This is a genomic window from Brevibacterium jeotgali (genome assembly GCF_900169175.1).
GTDB classification, from domain to species: domain Bacteria; phylum Actinomycetota; class Actinomycetes; order Actinomycetales; family Brevibacteriaceae; genus Brevibacterium; species Brevibacterium jeotgali.
The window spans coordinates 102,507-124,951 of sequence record NZ_FXZM01000007.1; the positions used below are offsets into that span (position 1 = coordinate 102,507).

The following is a 22,445-nucleotide window of genomic DNA, read 5'->3' on the forward strand; positions in this document are numbered from 1 at the left end:
CCCTCACGTCACTCTCGCAGCTGCTGTGCGGAGACCAGGAAGCCGCTCTCATCGACGCCCGCTCCGCCGACTGCGGTGATGATCGCCGCCGCGCACCTCTCGAGGGTGCCGATCGCCTCCGTGCGGATCGCACGCAGCTCGTCGTCGATGTCGGCGAACCGCCCGCGATTGTCCGTGTCGACCCACCGCAGCGTGTAGGCGACCTGCGACCCCGACACGTGATCGCGCAGTGCCGTCGGGATGTGCTCCTCGAGGCCGACCTGGATCTCGATGAACCCGGCGCGCGGACCCAGCTGATCAGTGAGGGGGACCTCGATCGCATACCCGTCCAGCTCGACGGGGCCGTCACCCGCGCCCAACTCCCTCCCACGCGCCGCCTCCAGGGGACTGGGCGGCCGCGGCCACCGCACCTGCGGCGCCACGCTCGCGACCTGAGTCAGCAGCACCTGGGGCTGAAGCCAGTTCTCGGAGTAGACGAAGAGGTTCGGATGCGTCTCCGTGTCCGGACGGAGGACGCGAGCACCCAGGCTCGACTCTTCTGCAAGACGGACGGCGAGCCGCAGCCGGCGGGCGACTGCGATCACTTCATCGAGCACGCGCCCCTCCTCCCTGCAGGGAAGACCGGCGGGGAATGCCGACACCAGCCCGTCGATGTCCGGCAGCCAGGACGGCGGAGGGACCGGCTCCCGGTCGCGCGGACATTCGAGCGCGAAGAGCGAGGAGGCGTCTCGCGGCAGGCTCAGAGCCTCCGCCATCTGCGGATCGACCGGGAACGGCCCCACGAGCTGCGAGTATCGGGACATCCGGTAGGACCGGGCGCCGTTCTCACCCTGCAGGAGTTCGCCCGCGGGCAGCGAGGGCCGGATGTTCCGGAGCAGGCTCACGACATCGAAGGGCTCCAGCTCCGGGTCGAGCAGCAGCAGGTGCGAATCGGCGAACGCGGCGATGCGGGGGTCGATGCTCACTCCGTCACCCCTGCGACGCCTGAGGCCCCGGGACGGCCTCCACCGAGCTGAGCGGTGCCGCCGCGGCGCTCTCGCCGCAGGCGGGGGACACATAGAAGTCGCGGTGCGCGCGGGAGGCGGTGGGGCCTCGCTGCCCCTGGTATCGGTTGAGATTGCCGATCGATCCGTACGGCGCCTGAGAGGCCGACGACATGCGGAAGAAGCACAGCTGCCCGATCTTCATCCCCGGCCACAGCGTGATGGGGAGCGTTGCGACGTTCGACAGCTCGAGGGTGATGTGGCCGGAGAAGCCCGGATCGATGAATCCCGCGGTCGAGTGCGTCAGGAGACCCAGACGGCCGAGGGAGGACTTCCCCTCGAGCCTGGCCGCGACATCGTCCGGCAGCGTGACGAGCTCCAGCGTCGCGGCGAGGACGAACTCGCCGGGATGGAGGACGAACGGCTCCGCCGGATCCACCTCGACGAGCCGGGTGAGCTCTGGCTGATCCACCGCCGGGTCGATGACGGAGTACTTGTGGTTGTCGAAGAGACGGAAGCGGCGGTCGAGGCACACGTCGATGCTCGCCGGCTGGACCAGGTCCGGATCGAACGGGTCCAGACGCACGCGGCCGGCGGAGATCTCAGCGCTGATGTCTCGGTCTGAAAGGAGGCTCACCCGGCCAATGTACCGCGCCCCGGACGGGGACGCCCATACCTCACGAAACGCAGTCCCGGCGCCTCGTCTCCTCCGAGAATCTCGAAATCGCGCCGTTCATGCTCTACAGTGGCAGTTGACTACGCCCGCGCACGTTGGTGCCTTCCCCTTTCAGCCAGAGGGTGCCGGGAGGATTCTGCCGACTGCGCGGTCGTGTGCCACAACGACCGAAAGGCAACACTGTGAAGACTTCGAAAAGTCTTGTTCTTGCCCCCGCAGTAGCCGCCGCGGTTTCCGGCCTCATCGCCGTGCCCGCTATCGCTTCCACTGCTTCCCCGACCTCGGGCAGCTCCGACTCCGTCGAGCTGCCGGACGATATCGCCACCGGCGGCCCTGCCACGGTGAACCCGAACGACTCCTCAGTACCCACGAGCCAGTCGTCCGACGAAGACTCCGACGACACAGGTCCTCAGGCGATCGTCGAGGCCGCAGAGGTGTCGCAGGAGGACATCGCGGACAAGGCGACGGGCATCCGCTTCTCCGGGACCGGCTTCACGCCCGAGGAGAAGGCGACCGTCACGGTCGTCGGGACCGAGGGCACCGAGTACGCGCCCGAATCCGAGCTCACCGTCACGGAGGACGGGGAGGTCAACGGACGCTACTTCTTCACGACCACGGGGAGCGCGAAGGTGCCGCAGGGCACGTACGCGCTCTACCTCACCGACCTCGAGACCGAGGAGGAGACGGAACCCGTCTCCTTCGAGGTCGTCGACGAGGTCGAAGAGACGGCCGAGCCGACGCCGACGCCCACGGAGACGGCCGAGCCGACCGAGACCGCGTCGCCGACGCCGACTGAAACGGCAGAGCCCACGCAGACTGCCGAGCCCACCGAGACGGCGGAGCCGACACCGACTGAGACGGCAGAGCCCACGCAGACTGCCGAGCCCACCGAGACCGCGGAGCCCACGGAGACCGCGGAGCCGACAGAGACGGCAGAGCCCACGCAGACTGCCGAGCCCACCGAGACAGCGGAGCCGACACCGACTGAGACGGCAGAGCCCACCGAGACCGCGTCGCCGACACCGACTGAGACGGCAGAGCCCACGGAGACCGCGGAGCCCACCGAGTCCGCGTCGCCCACACCGACCGAGACCCCCACGGACGATCCCGTGGAGGACGTCGATCCGACGATCGCGATCGACCCGACCGAGATCACCTCGGAGGCGTTCGCGTCCTCCGACGGCGGGGTGACGATCTCCGTGTCGGACGCCGCTGCCGGTTCCGAGGTGTCGCTGAGCGTGGCCCACGGGCAGGGCCAGGTCTCCCGCTTCGAGACCTCGAAGCCCGCGAACGATGACGGGGCAGCCGTATTCCAGCTGCACCCGGACGGCAAGGCCGTGCTGGGCGCGTACTCCGTGGTCGTCTCCGGCGAGGGCTTCGACGATCTCACCGGTGAGTTCACCGTCGTGACGAACGGGACCGAGGTCGAGAGGGACGACGAGGACGACTCGCAGGGCGGAGCCGACGACTCGGACGACAACGGCTCCGAGGACAGCGGTTCCGGTGACCAGGGCGGATCCGGCGACGGATCACGCTCGGGCAGCGCCGCCGATCTGCCGCGCACGGGCACCGAGCTCACCGGACTGGCACTGGGCGCAGGCCTGCTGGTCGTGGGTGTTGCTGCAGTCGTCGTGACGCGCCGTCGTTCCGCGCAGGCCGACCCCTCGGAGTTCTGACTCCATGGCCGGCATCGGGGAGCTGCCGCAGCGCGCAGGATCCGTTCTGGATCTGAGCAGCGTGCGGCTCTCCGGTGACCCGCTGACCAGCACGCCGCTGAACGGCGGTGACGACCTCCTGCTCATGGGGCGGGCCGAGGACGTCAGCGCCGTTCTGCGTGCTGTGGCGGAGCTGCCCGGCGCTCGGGCCCTTCCCGCCCCCGCGGGTGAGGGCCGCGAGGCCCGGGAGCGTCTGAGCCGGTGGCTGCGGACGCACACCGGTGTGGCGGACGCGGCGCGTCAGCAGGAGGCCCTCACCCGCGTCGGCCTCGCGTCCGATGTGGGTCCGCGGACGCGGATCGAGGACCTCGGGCTCGTCTCCCGCGTGCGGCTGCGGCTGGCCGCCGTCGTCCTCGTGGGTGAGGCCGCCGCGGACGTGACGCACATCGTCCTCGACTCCCCCTTCGCGGAGGTCCCCGGACATCAGCGAGCGGGACTGCGATCCATCCTCGTGCGTGAGCTGCGCACCAGCGGCCTGGGCGCCGTCCTGTCGACCGACTCCCCCGTCGACGCCCTCGTCCTGGGCGCACGGACCATCGAACTCGACGCTGAGCAGGTCGCCCAGGAGGGCGACGCCACCACGATCCTGGGCCGCCCGCGCGGTGGCCTCACCGCATCACTCGCCGGCGCGAACGTCATGTCCGGCCTCGCCCGCCGCGGCTGGCTGAGCATCGGGCATTCACAGGTGCGGCGACGCACCGACCTGGACGGCAAGGTGTACCTCGCGATCCCCACGGACGCGGTCACCCTGTCCGTCGACGAATTCGACCCCGCATTCCGCGGCGAGTCCGTGTTCGAAGTCATCGTCATCGGCATCCGCGACGAGGGCAGCCTCCTGCAGGTGCGCCTGTCGCCCGCAGACAATGAGGCGGGCCTCCCGCTCGTCGCCGACGTCCTCGACGCATCCTCCCGTCGCGCCTGGGGCGCGATCACCCCCGCGCAGGGCGGCGAGACCATCCCTGGCGGTCCGGTCGCCGGCACCACCGCCGGAGAGGCCCCGGCCCACCGCACCCCGGCCGAGGCGGCCGACGGTCTCGCTGCGGCCCACGGCGAGCCCGCCGGGACCTCGGCGGCGGACTCACCGGCGCCCGGCACGTGGGCGCTCCTCCAGCCCGGGCTGGGACCCGATCTGGAGACCCAGCTGCGACGGATCACCATGGGATCCCGACTCTGGGCGGAGGTGGACACACAGCGGATCCACGTCTGGTCGGTCGAGGAATGACGGGCCACGGCGAATCCGCGGGCGTCCGCACTCGCACGTCTTCGACACGCGCCCGCAGCCTGGCCATCGCCGGGCTGCTGGTCGTCGTCCTCACCGTCACCAGCGTGCCCGTCCTCGGGATGGTCGCGTACGGTCCGGCACGCACCGTGAGTGCCTACCTCGCGGCGCTCGACCGCGCAGACGCGGACGGAGCGCTCGGACGACTCGTCACCGGTGAGATCACAGACGGGTGGGCACTCACCGACGCAGCGCTGGAAGGCGCCCCGTCGCTCCCGACCCGGGCGGCGGTCACACATGCGGAGGTGGACGGCGACACGGCGGCGGTCACCGCGCAGTTCGACCTGGCGGGGACGACACGGACCCAGGAGTTCTCGCTGGTCCGCGCCCCCGGGACGTGGGGCCTGTTCCCCGTCTGGCTCATCGAACCCGGAACGCTGCCGCGGCTCGACCTGGTCGTCGACGGCGCCTCGACGGTCCGCATCAACAACGCGGACGTCCCCGCCCCCCGCGACGGCCTGCCCGTGCTCTATCCCGTCGAGTACAGCGCGGGCTTCGCCGAAGACTACTTCCGCTCCACTGCGCAGAACGCAGTGGTCGACGGATCCGCTCCCGAGGTCGAGGTCCAGCTGGCCGCCGAACCGACTGAGATGCTGCGGGCTGAGGTCGAGCGCCTCGTCCGGGAGCACCTCGACGGGTGCGTCACGGCGACGACGCTCATGCCCGCCGGATGCACCTTCGGGCACGATACGGTCAACACGATGCTGGGCGACGTGTCGTGGGAGATGGTCGAGTATCCGGACGTGCGGCTGTCGACGGAGCGCCGTCGTCTCGTCACCGCCCCGGCCGAGGCCGTCGCCCAGGTGTCCGGCCGCTACCGCGACATCGTCACGGCGATGGAATCGGACGTCGACCAACCGATCTCGTTCACCTTCAGCGCCACTGTCACGATCGAGGACGGCGAGCCTGCGATCCAGCCGGTCGAAGCGGGGCTCTCCGGCGGAGCAGGGCTGGGCGAGGAGTCAGACGCCGACGCGGAGGATGCGGATTCGGATCGCGCGGATTCGGAGAGCGACGGGCCGGATGACGCGCCGGACGACGGCCCTGTCGACGCTCCTCCGGTCACGGACGGAGACTGACAGCCTCGGCCTCGCCGTGGGCTCGGAGTGTCCAGCTCTCAGTTCGTCCCGCGGAGGTCCAGCCGCAGGACGTCGTCTCCACCGCTGACCAGCTCGACGGGGATGCCCCAGTCCTGCTGGTAGAGGTGGCAGGCCGCATGCAGCGGGATCTCGCCGCCGGGTTCGCCGTCGCACGACGCCGCGCGGGCGGTGATGTGGAGGACACCGGAGCGGACCTCGGGATTCAGCGTCAGTGACCGCGACATGCCGTCGTGGCCGCCGGCTCCGGAGGCGATGAGCTCCGGCGGGGTCGAGGACACCTGCAGGTGCGTCGGGTCGCCCCACCGGTCGTCGAGCTTCTGCCCGGTCGGCACGGTGAAGCCGACCTCGATCTCGAGTGCTCCGTCCCCGATCGTCGTCGCCGGTCGCGTCGTCTGCTGTGCGCCCTCCGCGACGACGAGTGCTTCTGCGGGGATCGGCACCGCGGTGAGCTGGTGCGCGGCGGACTCGGCGACGAGCAGGTGCGCGGCGCGGGACTCGGCCGTCGTGCCATCGGCGTGCTCGGGGAGGACGACGAGGATGTCGGACGGTTCCGCGAGTCCGCGCGCCAGAGTGCTCACGGTCTTCGTCAGCGGGTCGTAGCGGCGGATCGCACCGTTGTAGGTGTCTGCGATGGCGACTGACCCGTCGGGGAGTTCAGCGACGCCCAGCGGATGCTGGAGACGGGCCTCTGCCGCAGGACCGTCCTGGAAGCCGAAGTCGAAGAGCCCCACACCCACCTGCGTGGTGACGGTGCCGTCGCGAGGGTCGAGGCGGCGCAGCGCCGAGGTCTCCGAGTCCGCGATCCAGATCGTCCCGTCTGCGGCCGGGGCGAGGCCGGAGGTCTGCGCGAACCACGCGCTCTCGTCCGGAGAGGCGGAGTCGCGCAGTCCCTCGTTCATCGTGCCGGACAGCTGGCGGACGACGCCGGTGCTGGGGTCGAAGTCCCAGATCGTATGGCTGCCGGCCATCGCGATGACGACGCGCTCCGACTCCGGCGACCAGAGGACGTCCCAGGGGCTCGACAGCTTGATCGTGGTGCCGGGCGCCTCGAACGGCGCCTGCGCTCCCGGGGCCCCGACGACATTGTCGTGCGCGCCCACCATGAACTGCTGGCCGGTGCCGGCGAGTGTCGTGACGACGGTCGCGTCACCGGGTGCGCCGAGCCGCACGCCCCGCAGCAGGTGGTTCACGGTGTCTGCGATGACGAGGTCGTATCCGGCGGCGTCTGCGAGGTCGCGCGGCAGTTCGGTGATTCCACCGGGTTCGGAGAACTGCGCGGTGTCGTCCGCGCCGTCGCTGCGCCCCCGCTCACCGGTGCCGATGCGCTGGAGGATGCGGGTGCCGGAAGCATCGAACTCGACGAGCGAGTGGTGGCCGGAATCCGCGACGAGGAGGTTGCCCTCGTGGCCCGGGACGTCGGTGAGGCGGATGACCTTGCCGGGATAGGACAGGTCCCGCTCGACGGGCTCGGGCGGCACGTAGGGGCCGTCGCCGCGGTGCAGGGTTCCCTTCGCATCGTGCTCGGCGACCAGTTCCTCGATGAGGGAGGCGAGGCCCGAGGAGTGCCCTTCGCCGGACATCGAGGCGACGATGTACCCCTCCGGGTCGATGAGGGTGAGCGTCGGCCATGCGCGCGCGGTGTAGGCCTGCCACGTGACCAGGTCCGGATCGTCCAGGACGATGTGCTCGACGCCGTAGCGCTCGACCGCCTGGTCGACGGCCTCGACGGTCCGCTCGAACTCGAACTTGGGGCTGTGCACGCCGACCGTCACGAGGACGTCGCCGTACTTCTCCTCGAGGGGACGCAGCTCGTCCAGGACGTGGAGGCAGTTGATGCAGCAGAAGGTCCAGAAGTCCAGCAGCACGATCTTGCCGCGCAGTTCCTGGAGGGTGAGGTCCTCCCCACCGGTGTTGATCCACCGGCGGCCGGTGAGCTCCGGTGCGCGCAGACGGATGCCCTCCCGGGCCGGGGACACCGTCGCGGGACCAGTGGGCGCTGATGACGCGGAGCCGGGCCCAGGCATCTGGGAGCCGGGCGCGGGAGCCGCGCCGGGGGCCTCGGCCTGGGTGGAGGTGTTCTGCTGAGCGGTCATGCCGGTGATTCTCCCATCTGCACGCAGCCGCGCGGTGCGCACGTGTCACACGAGGGAACATGCGCACCGACCCCGGTGTTCCCGGCGGTCGTCGGGACTCCTGGCCCGTGTGCGGACGCGCTCTGAGACAATCACGGCATGAGTGACCAGACTGCACCCGACGCCTCATCCGCCGACACACAGGTCGCCGCACACCAGGACGCCGTGGGTGACGACGCCCGCACCATCCGCGAGCGCCTGGCCCAGGTGACGGAGACCGTGCGCGCTGCCTCACGCGAAGCGCACGGCGATGCGGCCGCCGTCCGGGTCATGCTGGCGACGAAGACGCAGCCGGCTGCGCGGATCCGTGTGGCACTCGAGGCGGGCCACACGCTCATCGGCGAGAACCGGGTCCAGGAGCTGCAGGCGAAGGCGCCGGAGCTCGCAGACATCCCCCACGAGCCCCATCTCATCGGGCCCCTGCAGCGGAACAAGGTGAATCACACCCTGCGCGCGGGTGCCGTGTGCGTGCAGTCGATCGACAGCCTCGCGGTTGCTCAGAAGCTGTCCGACCGGATCGCCGCCCTGGCGGCGGAGGGCCACGACGCACTCGTCGCAGAGGCCCCGGGCACCCTCCGCACCGTCGGCACCCTCCGCACCGTCGGCACCGGGTCGCCAGACTCTGAGCAGTCCGGCCCACTCGTGGATGCGGCCCCGGGATCGCCCACCTCCACCGCAGACCCCCAGTCCCCTCTGCTCGACGTGTTCCTCCAGGTGAACACGTCGCGGGAGGACTCGAAGTCCGGAGTGACACCCGCGGCGGCGGAAGAGCTCGCAGGCCAGGTGCGCGAGCTGCCGCACCTGCGGATCCGTGGCCTCATGACGATCGGCTTCCCCGGAGCGGGCGACGACGAGATCCGCCCGTCCTACGCAGAGCTGCGGGAGCTGTCCGTGCGCCTCCGCGACGCGGGCGTCCTCCCGACGACCGCGACGGAGCTCTCGATGGGCATGAGCGCCGACTACGCGCTCGCGATCGAGGAGGGCGCGACGATCGTGCGCATCGGCTCCACGGTGTTCGGCGCGCGGGACTGAAACGACGAGCAGCTACCACCTTTCATCAGACCGCATATGAAAGAACGTGTGCGGTCTGCCGAAAGCTGGCAGCTGCGGCTCGGAGCTGGGTGCCCGTCAGCCCTTCGGCAGGCCCGGCGTCTCCTCGTCGATGTTGCGGATGAGGATCGACGTGTCGAAGTCGCCCCAGCCGTCATCGATCAGCTGCTGCAGCTTCTCGTGGACGAGCGACGCCGCGGGCAGGTCGACGCCCTGCGACTCTGCTCCGGCCAGCGCCAGACCCAGGTCCTTGTGCATGAGCATCGTGGAGAAGCCGGCGGCGAACTCGCGCTCCGCAGGCGAGTTCTCGACCACTCCGGGGACCGGGTACCAGTTGCGCAGCGGCCAGGAGTCGCCCGATGACACCGATGCGATGTCGAAGAACACCTTGGGGTCCAGGCCGAACTTCTGTGCGAGCACAGCGCCTTCGACCACGCCCTGCAGGCTGATCGCCAGCTGCATGTTGTTCGCGATCTTCGCGGCCTGACCGGCCGCCTCGCCACCTGCGTGGAAGATGTTGCCCGCCATCGTCTCGATGATCGGCTTGGCATCGGCGATCGCGTCGTCAGCGCCACCGAGCATGAAGGTCAGCGTGCCGGCCTGCGCTCCGCCGATGCCGCCGGAGACGGGTCCGTCGATGAACCGGAAGCCGCGCTCGCGTGCAGCGGCGTGCAGCGTCCGGGCGGAGTCGAAGTCGATCGTCGACGAATCGACCAGCAGCGTCGAGGTCTCCGCGGAGTCGAAGACGCCGTCCGCGTCGAGGTACACGGTGCGCGCGTGCTCACCCTTGGGCAGCATCGTGAAGACGACGTCTGCGCCGGCGACGGCCTCGGCGATGGAGGCTGCAGGGGTGACCCCGTCCTCTGCGGCGGCGGTGATCGCGGCTTCGACGACGTCGTAGCCGGTGACCGTGTGGCCTGCGGCGATAAGGTTCTTGGTCATGGGGTGGCCCATATTCCCGAGCCCGATCCAACCGATGTGTGCCATGATGCCTCCTTGCATGATGCATGCGAGATGTGACGTGCGTGGCACCAGCCTATTGCCCACCGCCCGGTGGCGCAGCGCAGGTCCGCTCGCAGGTTGTGCACCGATGGTGTGCGCGAGTGCAGATAGCATGCGGGGATGACGAGCCCGCACGCACATCCGTCCCCCAGCCTGCGCATTGCGCCGGACGATCTCCTCGCCCTGCTGGCCGTCGCACGCCTGGGCAAGTACACCGCCGCAGCGACCAGCATGGGCGTCAACCACACCACGGTGTCCCGTCGGATCGCGGCTCTGGAGAAGGCGGTGGGCGAGCGCGTGCTCGCCGCCTCCCCCGACGGATGGGAGCTCACCCCCCGCGGTCGTCGGCTGCTGCCCGCCGCCGAGGCCGTGGAGACCGCCCTCGCCACGGCCGCGACCACGACCGGTCGGGGCGGAGACACCGACTCGCTGACCGGAACGGTCCGTCTCGCCGCACCTGCGGGCTACGCCGACTGGTTCGCGCTGCCCGTCCTCGCGCAGCTGCAGCGAGTGCACCCCGGACTGCAGGTGGAGGTCCTCACAGCCACTCAGCGGGCGCGCCGCTACCGGTCGGGTGTGGACATCGAGATCGTGGTCGGCCGCCCGGACGCTCCGCAGTCCATCGCACAGTTCCTCAGGCACTATTCATTGGGCCTCTTCGCCTCGCAGGAATACATCGATGAGAACGGGGAGCCGGAATCGCTCGCCCAGATGGCAGGCCATCGCCTCATCTACTATCCGGAGCACTCGCTGAGTGTCGAGGACCTCGCGCACGCGACGGAAGGGCTGCCTCAGCCCGCGGGCCATTTCCGCTCCAACGGGGTCCGGCTGCACGTGCGCGCGACGCAGCTGGGGATCGGCATCGGGCTCCTGCCCACGTACGTCGTGGACGACACTGCGGCGCATCGCAGCACTGATCGTGTCGGTCCCACCCACCCTGACCTGGTCCGCGTCCTCCCGGTCTTCGCACGGCCGATGGAGTACTGGGCGGCTGTGCGTCCGGAAGTCCTCCGCCGTCCCGCCGTCGAACACGTCCTGCTGGCCCTGCGCGACGGTCCACCCACAACCGCAGAATGGTGACCGCAGCACTGCGCCGCAACTGAGCCGTCACTTCAGCACTGGAAAATCCAGCTTCGTGTGCAGGAGCGACCACTCGACGTGCTGGAGTGACCGATCAGCATCACAAGGATGCATGACACGGAGAGACAGCGCCGCACTCGCACCACCACCGCGCTCTTCCGCAGCGAGGGCACCGCCGAATGCTCGAGGAAGACCTCCTCGAGCACCGCGTCCTCGCTGATGCCGCGGGTCTTCGCCTGGCCCGCGACCTGCGACTCCACCAGCGGCGTCATGACGTAGCCGGGATTGATCGCATTCCAGGGGGGCGCTCGTCGGGCCAACCTCGAGGACTGATTCACGATAGCGAGCACCGGTCACCGACTGCGCATGCATCCGCAGGTCTGGCCCCCGGGAATGAACCCGAGGGCCAGCGCCCCGATGCGGGCTAGCTCGGCCGGTGGTCCATAGCGGCGCTCGACTCGTAGACCAGTGCCGCGAACTCATTGAAGTCCGCGTCCTCGTCGTACCACTCGTCGAATGTCTCCGTATCGCCCTGGTCCCCCAATCCCGACTCCTCGAGCTCTTCCGTCCAGCGCTCGACGGAATCGGCGATCGTCGCTGCGATGTCCTCATCGATGGAGCCGTTGGACACGGCGTCAGCCGTCAGTTCTTCGGACGTCTCTCGAAGGATGTCCTGGGCTCCCTGGTCGAAGGCAGAGACGTCGCCTCCATGCTCCTTCGCCTGCCTGATCACTGCAGCTGCACCATCTGTCTGACCCTTCACGACGCCGCCTGATGCGAGCGCGTTGCTGTCGAAGATGATCTGCTGGTACGCCAGCGGAAGGTCGGCGAAACTGCTGCCTGCGAGGAATGCTCCGGCGGCCCTCGGAAAGCTCGAGTCAGTCGTGTACGTGAGGTTCTCCGCAGCCTCGACGAGCCCGCTCTCAGCAGAGACCGCCGCCGGACCCAGATTGCAGTCCACCGTTCCGCGCTGGAGCGCTTCGAACACCTCGGTGTGCTCCATAGACACAGGCGAAGCGCCAAGATCCTGCATCATCGCAGACTGCGCGACCGAGCCGATCCGCACTTGGCTCCCCTGCCAACCCGATTCAGAGATCGAGGGTTCACCGCAGAATGCGTAGTATCCCGCTGAGGGGATGATCGGGGTGAGGGGAACGACGCCCTTCTCTTCATACGTGCTGAGCACAGACTCATTGCTCCAGCCGATGTCGTTGTACACCGCGTGCGGAAGGAACTCGCCCAGGAACGGAGACGAGGGCAGCAGCGCCGTCGTCGTTGCCAGGTCGTTGATCGCCGGGAACTCGGTCGGGCTGTAGGTGGGAATGGCGTAGGAGAGGTCCAGCCGTCCGTCCGCCAGCGCATCCGGGATCTCGTCGTACCCGGCGATAGCCTGCCCCCAGACCATCTCGATCTCGACCTTGCCGTTGGAGCGCTCCTCGACGAGCTCCTTCATCACAGTGCCCGCGGGACTGGCGATGGACGTCGGCGATCCGGCCACCGGCTGGAAGTTGAGGGTGATGGGGTCGAGATCCTCGATGAGCTCGTTCACGTCGTCCTGTGACGCACCGTACTCGAATCCTTCACCAGCTCCGCCTCCGCCTGTTCCCGCGCCGCTGACTCCGCCGGCGCACCCACTGAGCGTCAGGGCTGCGACAGCGACCGCCCCCGCGATAGAGCGCCGTGTCGCACAGCTCGGTACGTTGTTCTTCATAGGGGTCTCCTTTGTCCTGAAAAAGATTCTTGCGTCATCGTGGAAGCATCACCGAGACGATGCGCGGGCGCTGAGGCACGCGCGCGATGAGAGGGAGCTTCCACAGTGAGAGGCGCCTCTATCGGTCGGCGCTGCTGGCGAGCACCCCACTGCCGGCGACTGCGCTCCGTACGACCATCCGCGTCAGGTTGCGCTCGTGTATCTGCGAGGTGCCCTCGTAGATGCGCAGGGCGCGCACATCGCGCCAGATGCGCGGAATCGGCCCCTCCCCCACGATCCCGTCTCCGCCGAAGATCTGCACTGCGCTGTCCGCCAGCCGTCCGACCGCCTCCGACGCGAAGTACTTCGCCGCAGAGATCCTGTCCGCATCGATATGTCCGGCGTCGAACCGCCGGGCACACTCGAGGACGAGCGCCCGAGCCGCCGACATCTCCGCGTAGCCCCGGCCGATGAGTGCCTGCAGTGCGCCGAGGTCCGCAAGACGTGTGCCGAACTGCGTCCGGGTGTCCGTGAACGTCCCTATCTCGCGCAGGAGCCTCTCCCCCTGCCCCACGCACGTCGCAGCGACGTGGGTGCGCGCATGGTTGATTCCTCGCAGCGCCGCTTTCAGTCCACTGCCCCGCTTGCCGAGCACAGATCCGTACGGGATCTCGACGGAGCTGAACTCGATCGATCCGACGGGTCCTGCCTCGTGTCCGTTCATGGTCGTCGACGCGTGTGACACGACACCGGGGGCGTCGGCAGGAACAAGCACAGTCGTCATGCCCCCGCCCACGTCATCGCGCGCAAAGACGAGGTAGAGGTCGGCCCAGGCACCATTCGTGATGAATCTCTTGCGCCCGTCGAGGACGAACCCGGCGCCCGTGTCGGTGAGAACCGTTTCCACAGCGCTCGCATCGGAACCCGCGTTGTCCTCCGTGAGCGCGAAAGCGGTGACGCAGTCACCTGTCACCATGCGCGGCAGCAACGTGCGCTTCTGCTCTTCCGAGCCGTGGTCGAGGATCGCCTGGGAGCACAGACCGATGACAGTCGAGAACCGGGACCTGTACACCACAGAAGCGCGGGTGAACTCGAAGGTGAGGAGCACCTGCTCCTCCATCGACCGCTCACTCCCCCCGTACTCACGCGGCACGCTGATCGCGTAGAGGCCTCGTTGTCGAATCTGATCCATGACGTCGTCGGGGACCTCTCGGTCCTCCTGCATGCGCCCTTCAGCAGGAATGAGCACCTCATCGGTGAAGTCACGTATCGAGGCACGATACGAGTCGAAGTCTTCGTCATTCGCCTGCACGGATTCCATGCGTCATGCTCCTGTCTGGTGCTTGGGCTGTGTGCCGTTCGCGCCGGCATCCGGCACGGGGCGGAACTGGTCGATCCGCTGTCCGTCGACTCGATAGGCGAGCCCCAGCTGGAGGTCGCCTGTGGACGGCTGGCGCCTGAAGAGTCCGGGGTACGCGTGCTCCGCCACAGCCAGCACCTGCGCGTAGTCACGCACGACTCCCGCGACGATGCCCGCCTCACTCAAGCGTGAGACGAGCAGTTCACTCGGCTCCTCCGCGAATTCTCCTGCCAGGCTCTCCCGGAGCGCGGCCCGGTTCTGCACACGGGCCGCGTTGTCCACGAACCGAGGATCCTCGATGAGGTCGGTGCGTCCCAGCAGTTCGCAGAGCCGCCTCCAGTGGCTGTCTGCATAGGCGGAGAGGACGATGTGGCCGTCTCGAGTCGCTATCACCTCTGCAGCCGGCGCCATACTGGGTTGACCGTTCCCCGCTCGGATCGGCACCTCGCCGCTCGCGAAGTACTCCTCCCACAATGTCGCCTGCATCCGAATCGCGACTTCCAGCAGTGAGGTCTCGACGACTCCCCCGCGCCCTGTCCGTCCCGTGCGCAGCAGTGCAGCGAGTATCCCCTGGGCCAGCACCTCTGCCGCGCAGGCGTCCACCGCCGTGAATCCGACCCGCATCGGCTCGGAGTCCCGGCTGCCGTTGATCGACATCATGCCGCTCTCGGCCTGTGCGGCGATGTCCAATCCGGGCCGCTTCGAGAGAGGACCGTCGAATCCGAACCCGGAGATCCTCCCGTACACGAGCCGTGGGTTCAGAGCAAGGCATTCGTCGGGCCCCAGCCCCAGACGCTCGAGACTGCCGGGGCGCGCATTCACGACGAGCACGTCGGCATCCGCGATGATCTCGAGCGCACGCCGCTTGCCCTCCTCCGATCGCAGGTCGAGAACGATCGACTCCTTGCCTGCGTTGTACGCCCGGACCATCGCCTCGCCCGTCGGACCGACGAGTCGCGCCTGGTCCCCGCTGGGCGGTTCGATCTTCACAACTTCGGCACCCAGCTCACCCAGCACCGCGGCCGCACCCGGCGCCGCGATGTACTGGCCGAGGTCGACCACTCGATATCCGCTCAGGGGCAGTTCCCCGCCCCCACCTGCCTGTTCTGTCATCTCTGATCCCCATCGATCGGTCACTGCGTCGTCAACCGCCGCAGTGCAGGGGCCTGATGAGCATCGGACGCACTCACCGACCCGCACTAGTATCACTCCGTTACTAACGGAATGCTACTAGCATGGATCTGCAGGACTTCGCTGTCAAGAGCTGTGGAGGAGCCGTATCCTCGAGCTGACACGAGGCGACTCACGACGAGGAGGAGGACCTGGTGGCAGAGAACGTGAAGAAGACGCGGACGCGAGGCACCCGCGAGGAGACGGAGCAGGTGATCCTCGACTCCACGCTGAGGCTGCTGGAGAAGAACGGCATCCTCGCCGGGCTCACCATCCGCGACGTCGTCCGGGAGTCACAGGTGAACCAGGGGCAGGTCTATCAGTACTTCGGTGATCGCCGGGGTCTGCTGCGCGAGGCGATCCGGCGCAAGGTCAGCTCCGACATGCCGGATATGAGCGTCCACTTCCGACTGCCCTTCAGGCAGCGCCGCCGGCGGATGTGGCGCTGGGCCCTCGACAATGCGCCTCTCGTCCAGCTTCAGGCGCTGCTGGCCGTCGAAGGAGAGACCGACGTGCCGATGTTCCCCTCGTTCGACGACGCCGTGGACCGAGTGCGGCGCGATCAGTCCGACCGTGAGGTCGACGCGTCGTTGGATCCGATGCTCACCCATCTCATGACGACGTCGATGTATCTCGGATACGCGCTCTTCCGCCGGGTGATGGCCGCGCGATCGCACACTGCCCTCGCCGACCTCGACGCGCGCGCAGAGGCGTTCTTCCTCGAGGTCATCGACCGCATGGGCCCTCGCGGCGGGCACACCGACGACTCTGCTGGAGAGCACGACGCATCCGCGGAAGCCTGTGCCGGCGGGAACGAGCAGTGATCGCCGCAGGTCAGATGCTCGGCCAGAAGCCCCGGCAGAAGCCCCGGCGACATGCTCAGCCGGCGAAGGCGACGACCAGGATCGACATGACACCGACGCCGAGGACGACCGCGGTGAGTGCGAAGATCGCCCCGGTACTCGCTGTCATGGCTTCCGACGCGAGGCCCGCGACGCTTCGCCTGTACCGGCGCTTCTGTGTCAGCAGCACAGCGATCGCCCCGATCCACAGAACGCTGACCGTCGGGACGATCCAGAGCCCGAAATGCGGTGTCCAGCGGAGCAGGATCGCAGACGCGACGAACAGCGACACGATCGTCCTCCCCCACGCGAGGCTCGTGCGTTCAGGCTGCAGCCCGGCGTCGGAGTGGCCCCGGAGGGCGACCTGTGGCTTCCTATCGCCTCGCATCCGCATCACATCAGGAGGTAGAGACAGGTGCCCACGCAGGCCGCACTCGCCACGACGGCCATGATCGGGACGATGAGTGGAAGCGGCAGCGGACGAGCATGCCGCATCGCCCGCTCGACCCGCAGCCATCTCACGGCGGCACCGACTGCGAGGAGCGTTCCGATGAGGAGGAGGACGATCGCGAGGACGTGCTTGATCTCGTCCGGCATGTCCGGGAGCGGCAGCGCCGCGAGCGCGATCCCGCCCGCGAGGAAGGCGAGCGCTGTCCGTGTCCATGCGAGGAACGTGCGTTCATTGGCAAGGGTGAACCGCGGATCAGGCTCCGTTCCACCGGGGAGGACTGTTCGAGTCAGCCACCCCCTCTCGTCCGATCGACCCACATCGTCTTTTTCGTCGTCAGCGCTCATTCCGTGGACCAGCCCCCGTCGATCGAGTACCCGGAGCCGTTGATCGCCCGACCGGCCCCGAGGCTATGTGAACTGCGTCCTCGCTGATGCCGCGTGTCTTCGCCTGGTCCGCGGCCCGCGACTCGACCGGCGGGGTCATGACGCAGCCGGGATTGATCGCATCGCAGGTGACGCCCCTGGGTCCGCCCTCCAGCGCGGTCGTCTTCGTGAGCCCCATGAGCCCGTGCTTCGCGGCGAAGGCGAGCGCGGCAGCCCGGCCGGCCCCGGAGGCTGCGCCCGTGACGAGAGCGCGGCGGTCTCTCAGCAGATCAGTCATGCGGCCCACGATACGCCGACCGCCGCGCTCACAGCCCTCACTCGTCCAGCAGCGCCGCCGCGTACATCGGCCGGGCCGCGTCCTCGCTGGGCGGGTGGAAGAGCCCAGCCGTCGCATCGCGGAACACGCGACTGATCTCGCTCCCGTTGCCGAATCCGCTTCCACCGGAGCACATGAGCGCAGCCTCTGCGCTCCTCCTCGCGGCCCTCGACGCGTTGATCCGCGCGCTCACCAGTCGCAGCGGCCAGCCCGCCCCGTGGTCGGCGAGCTCATCGAAGTCCCGCGTGTAGGCGTCCAGCTGCGCGGGCACCGCCAGGTAGTCCATGTGCGCGTCGGCCAGGCGCACGCGCGTCTCCGGCACCTCGGCGTACGACACGCCCTTCTTCGCGGACTTCCGCTTCTTCAGCGCCTCCGCCCCCAGCTCCAGCGCCCGCTGCGCGACACCCGCGTAGACGGATGCGATGAGCAGCTGGAAGCTGCTCGTGATCGCGAAGGTGAGCAGATCAGGAACGGGGCCCGGTGCGATGCGGCGGGCCACCTTCTCCGGCTCCATCCGCACGTCGTCGAGGATCGTCGCGCGACTGTGGGACGGCCGCATCCCCATGACGTCCCAGTCGTCGGAGGGCTTGATCCCGTCGGCGCTCCGGTCCAGGAACCCGTAGACCAGCCGCGGATCGTCCTCGTCAGAGGCATCCAGCCCGTGCACGATCAGCCGCGTCCACACCGGGGTGAGCGACGTGAAGACCTTCACACCGCTCAGCAGATAGCCGCCGTCGGCCTGCGGCTCCGCCTGCGTGTTCGAGCCCTGCAGCACCCAGTCGTTCGCCGGTTCGCTGATCCCGAACGCGAACACCTCCCCGTCGCGGGCCTCCTCCAGCACCCAGTCGAGCGAGTGGTCTCCACGCGCGCCCATCGCGTGGACGACGCCCGTGCACATGAGATGCATGTTGACCGCCAGCGCCGTGCCCGGAGCAGCCGTCGCCAGCCGCTGCTGCAGGCGCGACACCTGGTGGAGGCTGAGCCCCGGGCCCCCCATCGACTCCGGCACGAAGAGCCGCAGGTACCCGGAGGCCCGCAGCTCCTCGAGGTCGTCGTAGAAGAACGCGTTCTCCCGGTCGTAGTCGGCCGCTCGCGCCCGGAACCTCTCCAGCAGGTCCTCCGGCAGGTAGGTCTGCGCGAGCTCCTCGTGCCGCGCCTCCCGCGCCGCCGCCGGCGCCTCCTGCGAATGCGTCATCGTGACTCCTCCTCGTGTCTCTGAGTGCGCGCGAACACGACCGCCGCGTTGTGTCCGCCGAAGCCGAACGACGTCGACAGCACAGTTCCCAGGTCGGCCCTCCGCGCCTCACCGCGCACCACGTCGAGGTCGAACTCCGGATCGTCCGCATTGAGGGTGGGCGGGATGAGGCCGTTCGTCAGCGAGCGGATCGCGAGGATCCCCTCGACGACGCCGGCCGCGCCCAGCAGGTGCCCGGTCGTCGACTTCGTCGCCGTGACCGGAACCTCCCGCGCCCGAGGCCCCAGCACGTCGGACAGAGCCGTCGCCTCCGCGGCGTCCCCGGCCGGCGTGCCGGTTCCGTGGGCGTTCACGTGGTCGACGGCGTCCGGGCCGAGGCACGCATCGGCGAGGCACGCGCGCATCGACAGCGCTGCGCCGCGGCCCTCAGGGTGAGGGGCGGTCGGATGGTGGGCGTCGCTCGAGGCGCCGAACCCCGCGAGCTCTGCCAGGACCTCGGCGTCCCGGTCGTAGGCGGTGTCCTCGGCCTCGAGCAGGATCGCCGCGGCTCCCTGAGACATGACGAAGCCGGACCTGTCGCGGTCGAAGGGACGGCTCGCGGACGCGGGATCGTCCTCGAAGCCCGCGGCGAGCGCCCGCAGGTTCGCATTCGAGGAGAGGTTCACCGCACCCAGGCAGTCCTCCATCCCCACGACCAGCACCGCGTCCGCATACCCGTGCCGGATGAGGCGGAGCCCGTCCCCCAGCCCGACCGCGCCGGACGCGCACGTCGCACTCACACCGTGCGACGTGCCGAGCGCGCCGTACCGGTGGCTCAGCAGTGCCGCCGCTCCATCGGGCGCACCGTAGATCGCAAGCGTCAGCGGCACCGAGCGGGGCCCGCCCGCGTCATAGGCGCGCGTCGCGGCCTGCATCGCATCGACGGGTCCGGATCCGGTGGCGGCGAGGACGACGAGGCGCGGCGGATCCCACGGCAGGTCCTCGGGCGCCGGCACCGTTCCGGAGCGCCTGGTCGCCTGTGCGATGGCCTGGTCCGCTGCGGCGATCGCCCACTGCTGGACCGGGCTGAGACGGCGGGCGAGCGCACGCGGCAGATGCGCCTCGGGGTCGAAATCGCGCACCTGGCCGCCGATCCGCACCGGCAGGTCCGAGAACTGGTCACCCTCGAGCACGCGGATGGCGCTGCGACCGTCGCGGGCCGCTTCCCACAGCGCGTCCGCGCTGTTCCCGCTGGGTGTGATCGCACCCAGCCCGGTGACGACGACGCGCCGCGCCGCTGCCGGAGCCTGCGTCGCAGGCGTCTGTGCAGGCGCGTGACCCTCTGCCGTCGCGTGACCCTCTGCCGGCGCAGGGCTCCGGGTCACAGGGCTCCGGGTCACAGCCTTCTCGTCCGTCACAGTCGCTCCGCCTTCCCGTCGAGCACGAGGTCCCGCGTGGCCGGTCTGCGGATCTTGCCTCCCACAGTGCGGGGCAGTGCGTCGACCCGGAACCAGCGCCGCGGGACGTACTGAGGTGCGAGGCGCTCCTGGACGTGCTCGCGCAGCGCGTCCTTCGTGGGAGCCTCGCTCGTCTCCGCCTCGACGACCAGTGCGATCACCGCGCCCAGCGCCGGGTCCGGCAGGGGCACAGCACACACGTCGGTCAGGCCGACCACGTCGTCGAAGGCGCGTTCGACCTCGGGCAGGGCGACCTTGTGGCCCCCGGTGACCGCGATGTCCCCGGCCCTGCCCACGAGCTCCAGCCGGTCATCGACGATCCGGCCCTGGTCGTGGACGGTCGCCCAGCCGTCCGGTCCCACCAGGACCTCGTCGGTCGTGCCCGCGAGGTAGCCCGTGGAGCAGGCGGCCGCGCGGATCCAGAGAGCGCCGATCTCACCCTCGGATGCGATGTCGCCGGATTCCTCGCGGATCTGCGCGTCGATGCCGTCGTAGATGCTGATGAGTGTCCCATCGCCGTCCCGGCTGTCACCGATGAAGCCGATCTCTGCGGCGCCGTAGTAGCTGATGAGCCGGACATGGGGCAGCACCTGTGCGAGCCCGTCGCGGATCGCCGCGGGCAGGTTCGCCCCACCGGTCACGACGAGCTCGAGGCGCGCGAAGCGTTCGGGGGCGCGGCGGGCAGCGTCCGTGAGGGCGCGGACCACGGCGGGCACGACGACCACGCGGGTGATCGACTCCTCGTCGATGCGGCGGGCGAGGGCCAGAGGATCGAATCCGTCGGCGACATGGACGCTGCCGCCCGTGACCATGCATTCGACGACCGCATAGAGGGTGAGGCTGTACGAGACCGGCCCGGGCGCCAGCGTGGCGACGCCGGGGAACGGCTCGAGGTGCGCGGTGGAGACCGCTGCGTTCGCCCGGTACTGGTCGCGGGTCTTGAGGAATGCCTTCGGATTGCTCGTGGTGCCGGAGGAGAAGAGCATGAGGAACGCCTCGTCGCCGTCCCGCACCGCGGGGCCCTCCGGTCGCGGTCCGGTCCGTCGGTCCACGGACGGGGCGTCGGCGGACTCCGACACCGCGCCGGCCGGGGCCTCGCCCAGCTCGTCGATGCGACGCGCGAAGTCGTCGAGGCCGATCACCGTCCCCGTCCACCCCCGGTCCTCCAGCGCGGGGGCCAGATCCTCGGTGTCGGTGACGACGAGCCCGATCCCCGTCGTGACGATGACGTCGAGGCGGTGCTCGAGCGGCCACCGCGGGTCGATCGTCGCGGACACCGCCCGGAATCCGGCGAGCCCAGCGACGAAGCGGGCGGTCGCGAACGCCGATTCCGCGCTGATGGCCGCGATCGGGATGCCGCGGGTCTCCGGGGCCGGTGCCGGTGGATGCCCCTGCGCGCGGTGGAGGCCGTCGACGACGGCGAAGAGTCGCGCGGAGTCCGCGATGAGTTCGCGATACGTGAGGCTCTCACGCTCACCGACGATCGCCGGCCGTTCAGGATGCCGCTCGGCCGTCTCCAGCATCGCCTGAGTCATCGGCACGTGCGGACCCCCTCATCGTCGACCGTCCCGGATGGACCTCGCCCACGGGACGGGTGGTGACCCGTGCGGATGCATCTGGTTCCGCACGGACACCGCCCAGTCTAGGGAGTCGGCTCGACGTCTCACGGTGCGGTCCGTCACGCGACGACTCGAGAGCGACCCGGCCGGCCGGGAGGCCGTGGGTCCACGAGGCCGTGGGACCTCGAGGACGTGGGACCGGGAGCGCGTGGGGTCCGCGCACCCCGCTGCTCAGAACGCTGGGCTGTTCTCGAACTCCTCGAGGACCGTCAGCACCTGCTCGCTCGTGAATGCCTCCTTGAGTGCGGCGACCTCCGGTGAGTCCTGATTGTCCTCGCGGGACACGAGCGTCACTGCGAACTGCTCGTCCTCCTCGAAGGTCAGTCCGTCCTCGAACGGGCTCAGGTCTATCTGGTTCGCGAATGCCGGCAGGTTGAACACCGCGTCCGACTCCTCGTACGCCGCGTTGGCCTGGAGCAGTTCGACCTGGACGAACTCGAGGTCGCGGGGGTTGTCGGCGATGTCGTCGAGGTCGGCCTCGAACCGCTCGGCTTCGGGATCCAGCGTGAGGATCTCTGCATCGGCGAGCATCTGCAGAGCGCGCCCCAGGTTCGAGCTGTCCGCCGGGAGGGTGACGTGCCCCCCGTCGGGCAGCTCCTCGATCGAGTCGAGCTCCTGCGAGTAGAACGCGACGGCCGTGAGGTAGACCGGCTGCACACCGACGAGCGACGCGTCGTTGCCCTCGTTGAATTCCTCCATGAAGGGCACGTGCTGGACGAAGTTCGCGTCGATCTCTCCCGCCTCGAGCATCGCATTGGGCTGCACGTAGTCGGCGACCTCGACCATCTCGATCTCGTAGCCGTCGCCGATCGCCTCGGCAGCCGCCTCGACGACATCCGTCATCGGCGGGGTGGCTGCGGCGACCTGGAGGGTCGTCGTTCCACCGTCACCGCCTGTGCCGCACCCGGACAGGGTGAGCGCGACGGCGGTCAGCGTGGCTGCGGGGAGGAGCGTGCGACGGGTCAT

21 protein-coding genes are annotated in these 22,445 nt (G+C 69.4%); 6 read left to right on the forward strand and 15 right to left on the reverse strand.

The genetic code is table 11. The annotated features are described in order from the left end of the window. Positions 1-8: 8 nt before the first annotated feature. Positions 9-965, reverse strand: a complete 957-nt coding sequence (locus tag BJEO58_RS08475; protein WP_101589038.1) for a hypothetical protein — start codon at positions 963-965, stop codon at positions 9-11. A 4-nt stretch (positions 966-969) separates the two neighbouring features. After that, on the reverse strand, positions 970-1,620 hold the full coding sequence (gene dcd / locus BJEO58_RS08480) for a dCTP deaminase (RefSeq protein ID WP_246076109.1): 651 nt from the start codon (positions 1,618-1,620) through the stop codon (positions 970-972). 221 nt (positions 1,621-1,841) lie between these two features. Between dcd and BJEO58_RS14790 the strand changes: the two genes are divergently transcribed. Genes BJEO58_RS14790 through BJEO58_RS08495 form a run of 3 tightly spaced genes read left to right on the forward strand, consistent with a single transcriptional unit; the run spans position 1,842 to position 5,732 of the window. Then, the gene (locus BJEO58_RS14790; protein WP_144573885.1) at positions 1,842-3,335 is read left to right on the forward strand and encodes an LPXTG cell wall anchor domain-containing protein; all 1,494 of its coding nucleotides are present in this window, start codon (positions 1,842-1,844) and stop codon (positions 3,333-3,335) included. Between the two features lie 4 nt (positions 3,336-3,339). Further along, positions 3,340-4,596 (forward strand): P-loop NTPase family protein, encoded by a 1,257-nt coding sequence (locus BJEO58_RS08490; RefSeq protein ID WP_101589039.1) that lies wholly within the window; start codon positions 3,340-3,342, stop codon positions 4,594-4,596. Continuing rightward, positions 4,593-5,732 carry a hypothetical protein gene (locus BJEO58_RS08495; RefSeq protein ID WP_101589040.1) on the forward strand — a complete coding sequence of 380 codons (1,140 nt, stop codon included), beginning with the start codon at positions 4,593-4,595 and terminating at the stop codon, positions 5,730-5,732. The genes BJEO58_RS08490 and BJEO58_RS08495 overlap by 4 nt, the downstream gene beginning before the upstream one ends. 38 nt (positions 5,733-5,770) lie before the next feature. Here BJEO58_RS08495 and BJEO58_RS08500 read toward each other — a convergent pair whose 3' ends face one another. Beyond that, positions 5,771-7,777 (reverse strand): NHL domain-containing thioredoxin family protein, encoded by a 2,007-nt coding sequence (locus BJEO58_RS08500; protein ID WP_101589107.1) that lies wholly within the window; start codon positions 7,775-7,777, stop codon positions 5,771-5,773. 207 nt (positions 7,778-7,984) lie between these two features. On the opposite strand from BJEO58_RS08500, the gene BJEO58_RS08505 reads away from it, so the two are divergent. Continuing rightward, on the forward strand, positions 7,985-8,917 hold the full coding sequence (locus BJEO58_RS08505) for a YggS family pyridoxal phosphate-dependent enzyme (RefSeq protein WP_101589041.1): 933 nt from the start codon (positions 7,985-7,987) through the stop codon (positions 8,915-8,917). A gap of 96 nt (positions 8,918-9,013) precedes the next feature. Here the strand turns inward: BJEO58_RS08505 and mmsB are convergent, their stop codons facing one another. Further along, positions 9,014-9,922: a 3-hydroxyisobutyrate dehydrogenase gene (gene mmsB / locus BJEO58_RS08510; RefSeq protein WP_101589042.1), complete on the reverse strand. Its 909-nt coding sequence runs from the start codon at positions 9,920-9,922 to the stop codon at positions 9,014-9,016. A gap of 135 nt (positions 9,923-10,057) precedes the next feature. Between mmsB and BJEO58_RS08515 the strand changes: the two genes are divergently transcribed. Continuing rightward, positions 10,058-11,017 (forward strand): LysR family transcriptional regulator, encoded by a 960-nt coding sequence (locus BJEO58_RS08515; protein ID WP_101589043.1) that lies wholly within the window; start codon positions 10,058-10,060, stop codon positions 11,015-11,017. A 32-nt stretch (positions 11,018-11,049) separates the two neighbouring features. Here BJEO58_RS08515 and BJEO58_RS15380 read toward each other — a convergent pair whose 3' ends face one another. From BJEO58_RS15380 to BJEO58_RS08535, 4 genes are all read right to left on the reverse strand, one after another. After that, on the reverse strand, positions 11,050-11,289 hold the full coding sequence (locus tag BJEO58_RS15380) for a hypothetical protein (RefSeq protein ID WP_373270414.1): 240 nt from the start codon (positions 11,287-11,289) through the stop codon (positions 11,050-11,052). Between the two features lie 152 nt (positions 11,290-11,441). Continuing rightward, positions 11,442-12,728 carry a type 2 periplasmic-binding domain-containing protein gene (locus BJEO58_RS08525; protein WP_101589044.1) on the reverse strand — a complete coding sequence of 429 codons (1,287 nt, stop codon included), beginning with the start codon at positions 12,726-12,728 and terminating at the stop codon, positions 11,442-11,444. Positions 12,729-12,846: 118 nt separating this feature from the next. Then, complete coding sequence (locus BJEO58_RS08530) at positions 12,847-14,028, reverse strand: acyl-CoA dehydrogenase family protein (protein WP_101589045.1); 1,182 nt, start codon at positions 14,026-14,028, stop codon at positions 12,847-12,849. A 3-nt stretch (positions 14,029-14,031) separates the two neighbouring features. Further along, positions 14,032-15,180, reverse strand: a complete 1,149-nt coding sequence (locus tag BJEO58_RS08535; RefSeq protein WP_101589046.1) for a CaiB/BaiF CoA transferase family protein — start codon at positions 15,178-15,180, stop codon at positions 14,032-14,034. Positions 15,181-15,392: 212 nt separating this feature from the next. Here BJEO58_RS08535 and BJEO58_RS08540 point away from each other — a divergent pair, with 212 nt between their 5' ends. Next, positions 15,393-16,061, forward strand: a complete 669-nt coding sequence (locus BJEO58_RS08540) for a TetR/AcrR family transcriptional regulator (protein ID WP_180951886.1) — start codon at positions 15,393-15,395, stop codon at positions 16,059-16,061. A gap of 55 nt (positions 16,062-16,116) precedes the next feature. Here the strand turns inward: BJEO58_RS08540 and BJEO58_RS08545 are convergent, their stop codons facing one another. The 7 genes from BJEO58_RS08545 to BJEO58_RS08575 form a co-directional block, all read right to left on the reverse strand. Beyond that, on the reverse strand, positions 16,117-16,473 hold the full coding sequence (locus BJEO58_RS08545; protein ID WP_308297865.1) for a DUF202 domain-containing protein: 357 nt from the start codon (positions 16,471-16,473) through the stop codon (positions 16,117-16,119). Continuing rightward, positions 16,473-16,874 carry a YidH family protein gene (locus tag BJEO58_RS08550; protein ID WP_101589048.1) on the reverse strand — a complete coding sequence of 134 codons (402 nt, stop codon included), beginning with the start codon at positions 16,872-16,874 and terminating at the stop codon, positions 16,473-16,475. Before BJEO58_RS08550 ends, BJEO58_RS08545 begins: the two co-directional genes overlap by 1 nt. Then, a complete protein-coding gene (locus BJEO58_RS15200) occupies positions 16,864-17,190 on the reverse strand; it encodes an SDR family NAD(P)-dependent oxidoreductase (protein WP_308297864.1) in 327 nt (108 codons plus the stop codon). Before BJEO58_RS15200 ends, BJEO58_RS08550 begins: the two co-directional genes overlap by 11 nt. 37 nt (positions 17,191-17,227) lie before the next feature. Further along, complete coding sequence (locus BJEO58_RS08560; RefSeq protein WP_101589049.1) at positions 17,228-18,424, reverse strand: acyl-CoA dehydrogenase family protein; 1,197 nt, start codon at positions 18,422-18,424, stop codon at positions 17,228-17,230. Beyond that, positions 18,421-19,821, reverse strand: a complete 1,401-nt coding sequence (locus tag BJEO58_RS08565) for a beta-ketoacyl-[acyl-carrier-protein] synthase family protein (RefSeq protein ID WP_257904203.1) — start codon at positions 19,819-19,821, stop codon at positions 18,421-18,423. Before BJEO58_RS08565 ends, BJEO58_RS08560 begins: the two co-directional genes overlap by 4 nt. Next, positions 19,818-21,401: a class I adenylate-forming enzyme family protein gene (locus BJEO58_RS08570; RefSeq protein WP_101589050.1), complete on the reverse strand. Its 1,584-nt coding sequence runs from the start codon at positions 21,399-21,401 to the stop codon at positions 19,818-19,820. The genes BJEO58_RS08565 and BJEO58_RS08570 overlap by 4 nt, the downstream gene beginning before the upstream one ends. A gap of 249 nt (positions 21,402-21,650) precedes the next feature. Further along, positions 21,651-22,445 carry a MetQ/NlpA family ABC transporter substrate-binding protein gene (locus BJEO58_RS08575; protein WP_101589051.1) on the reverse strand — a complete coding sequence of 265 codons (795 nt, stop codon included), beginning with the start codon at positions 22,443-22,445 and terminating at the stop codon, positions 21,651-21,653.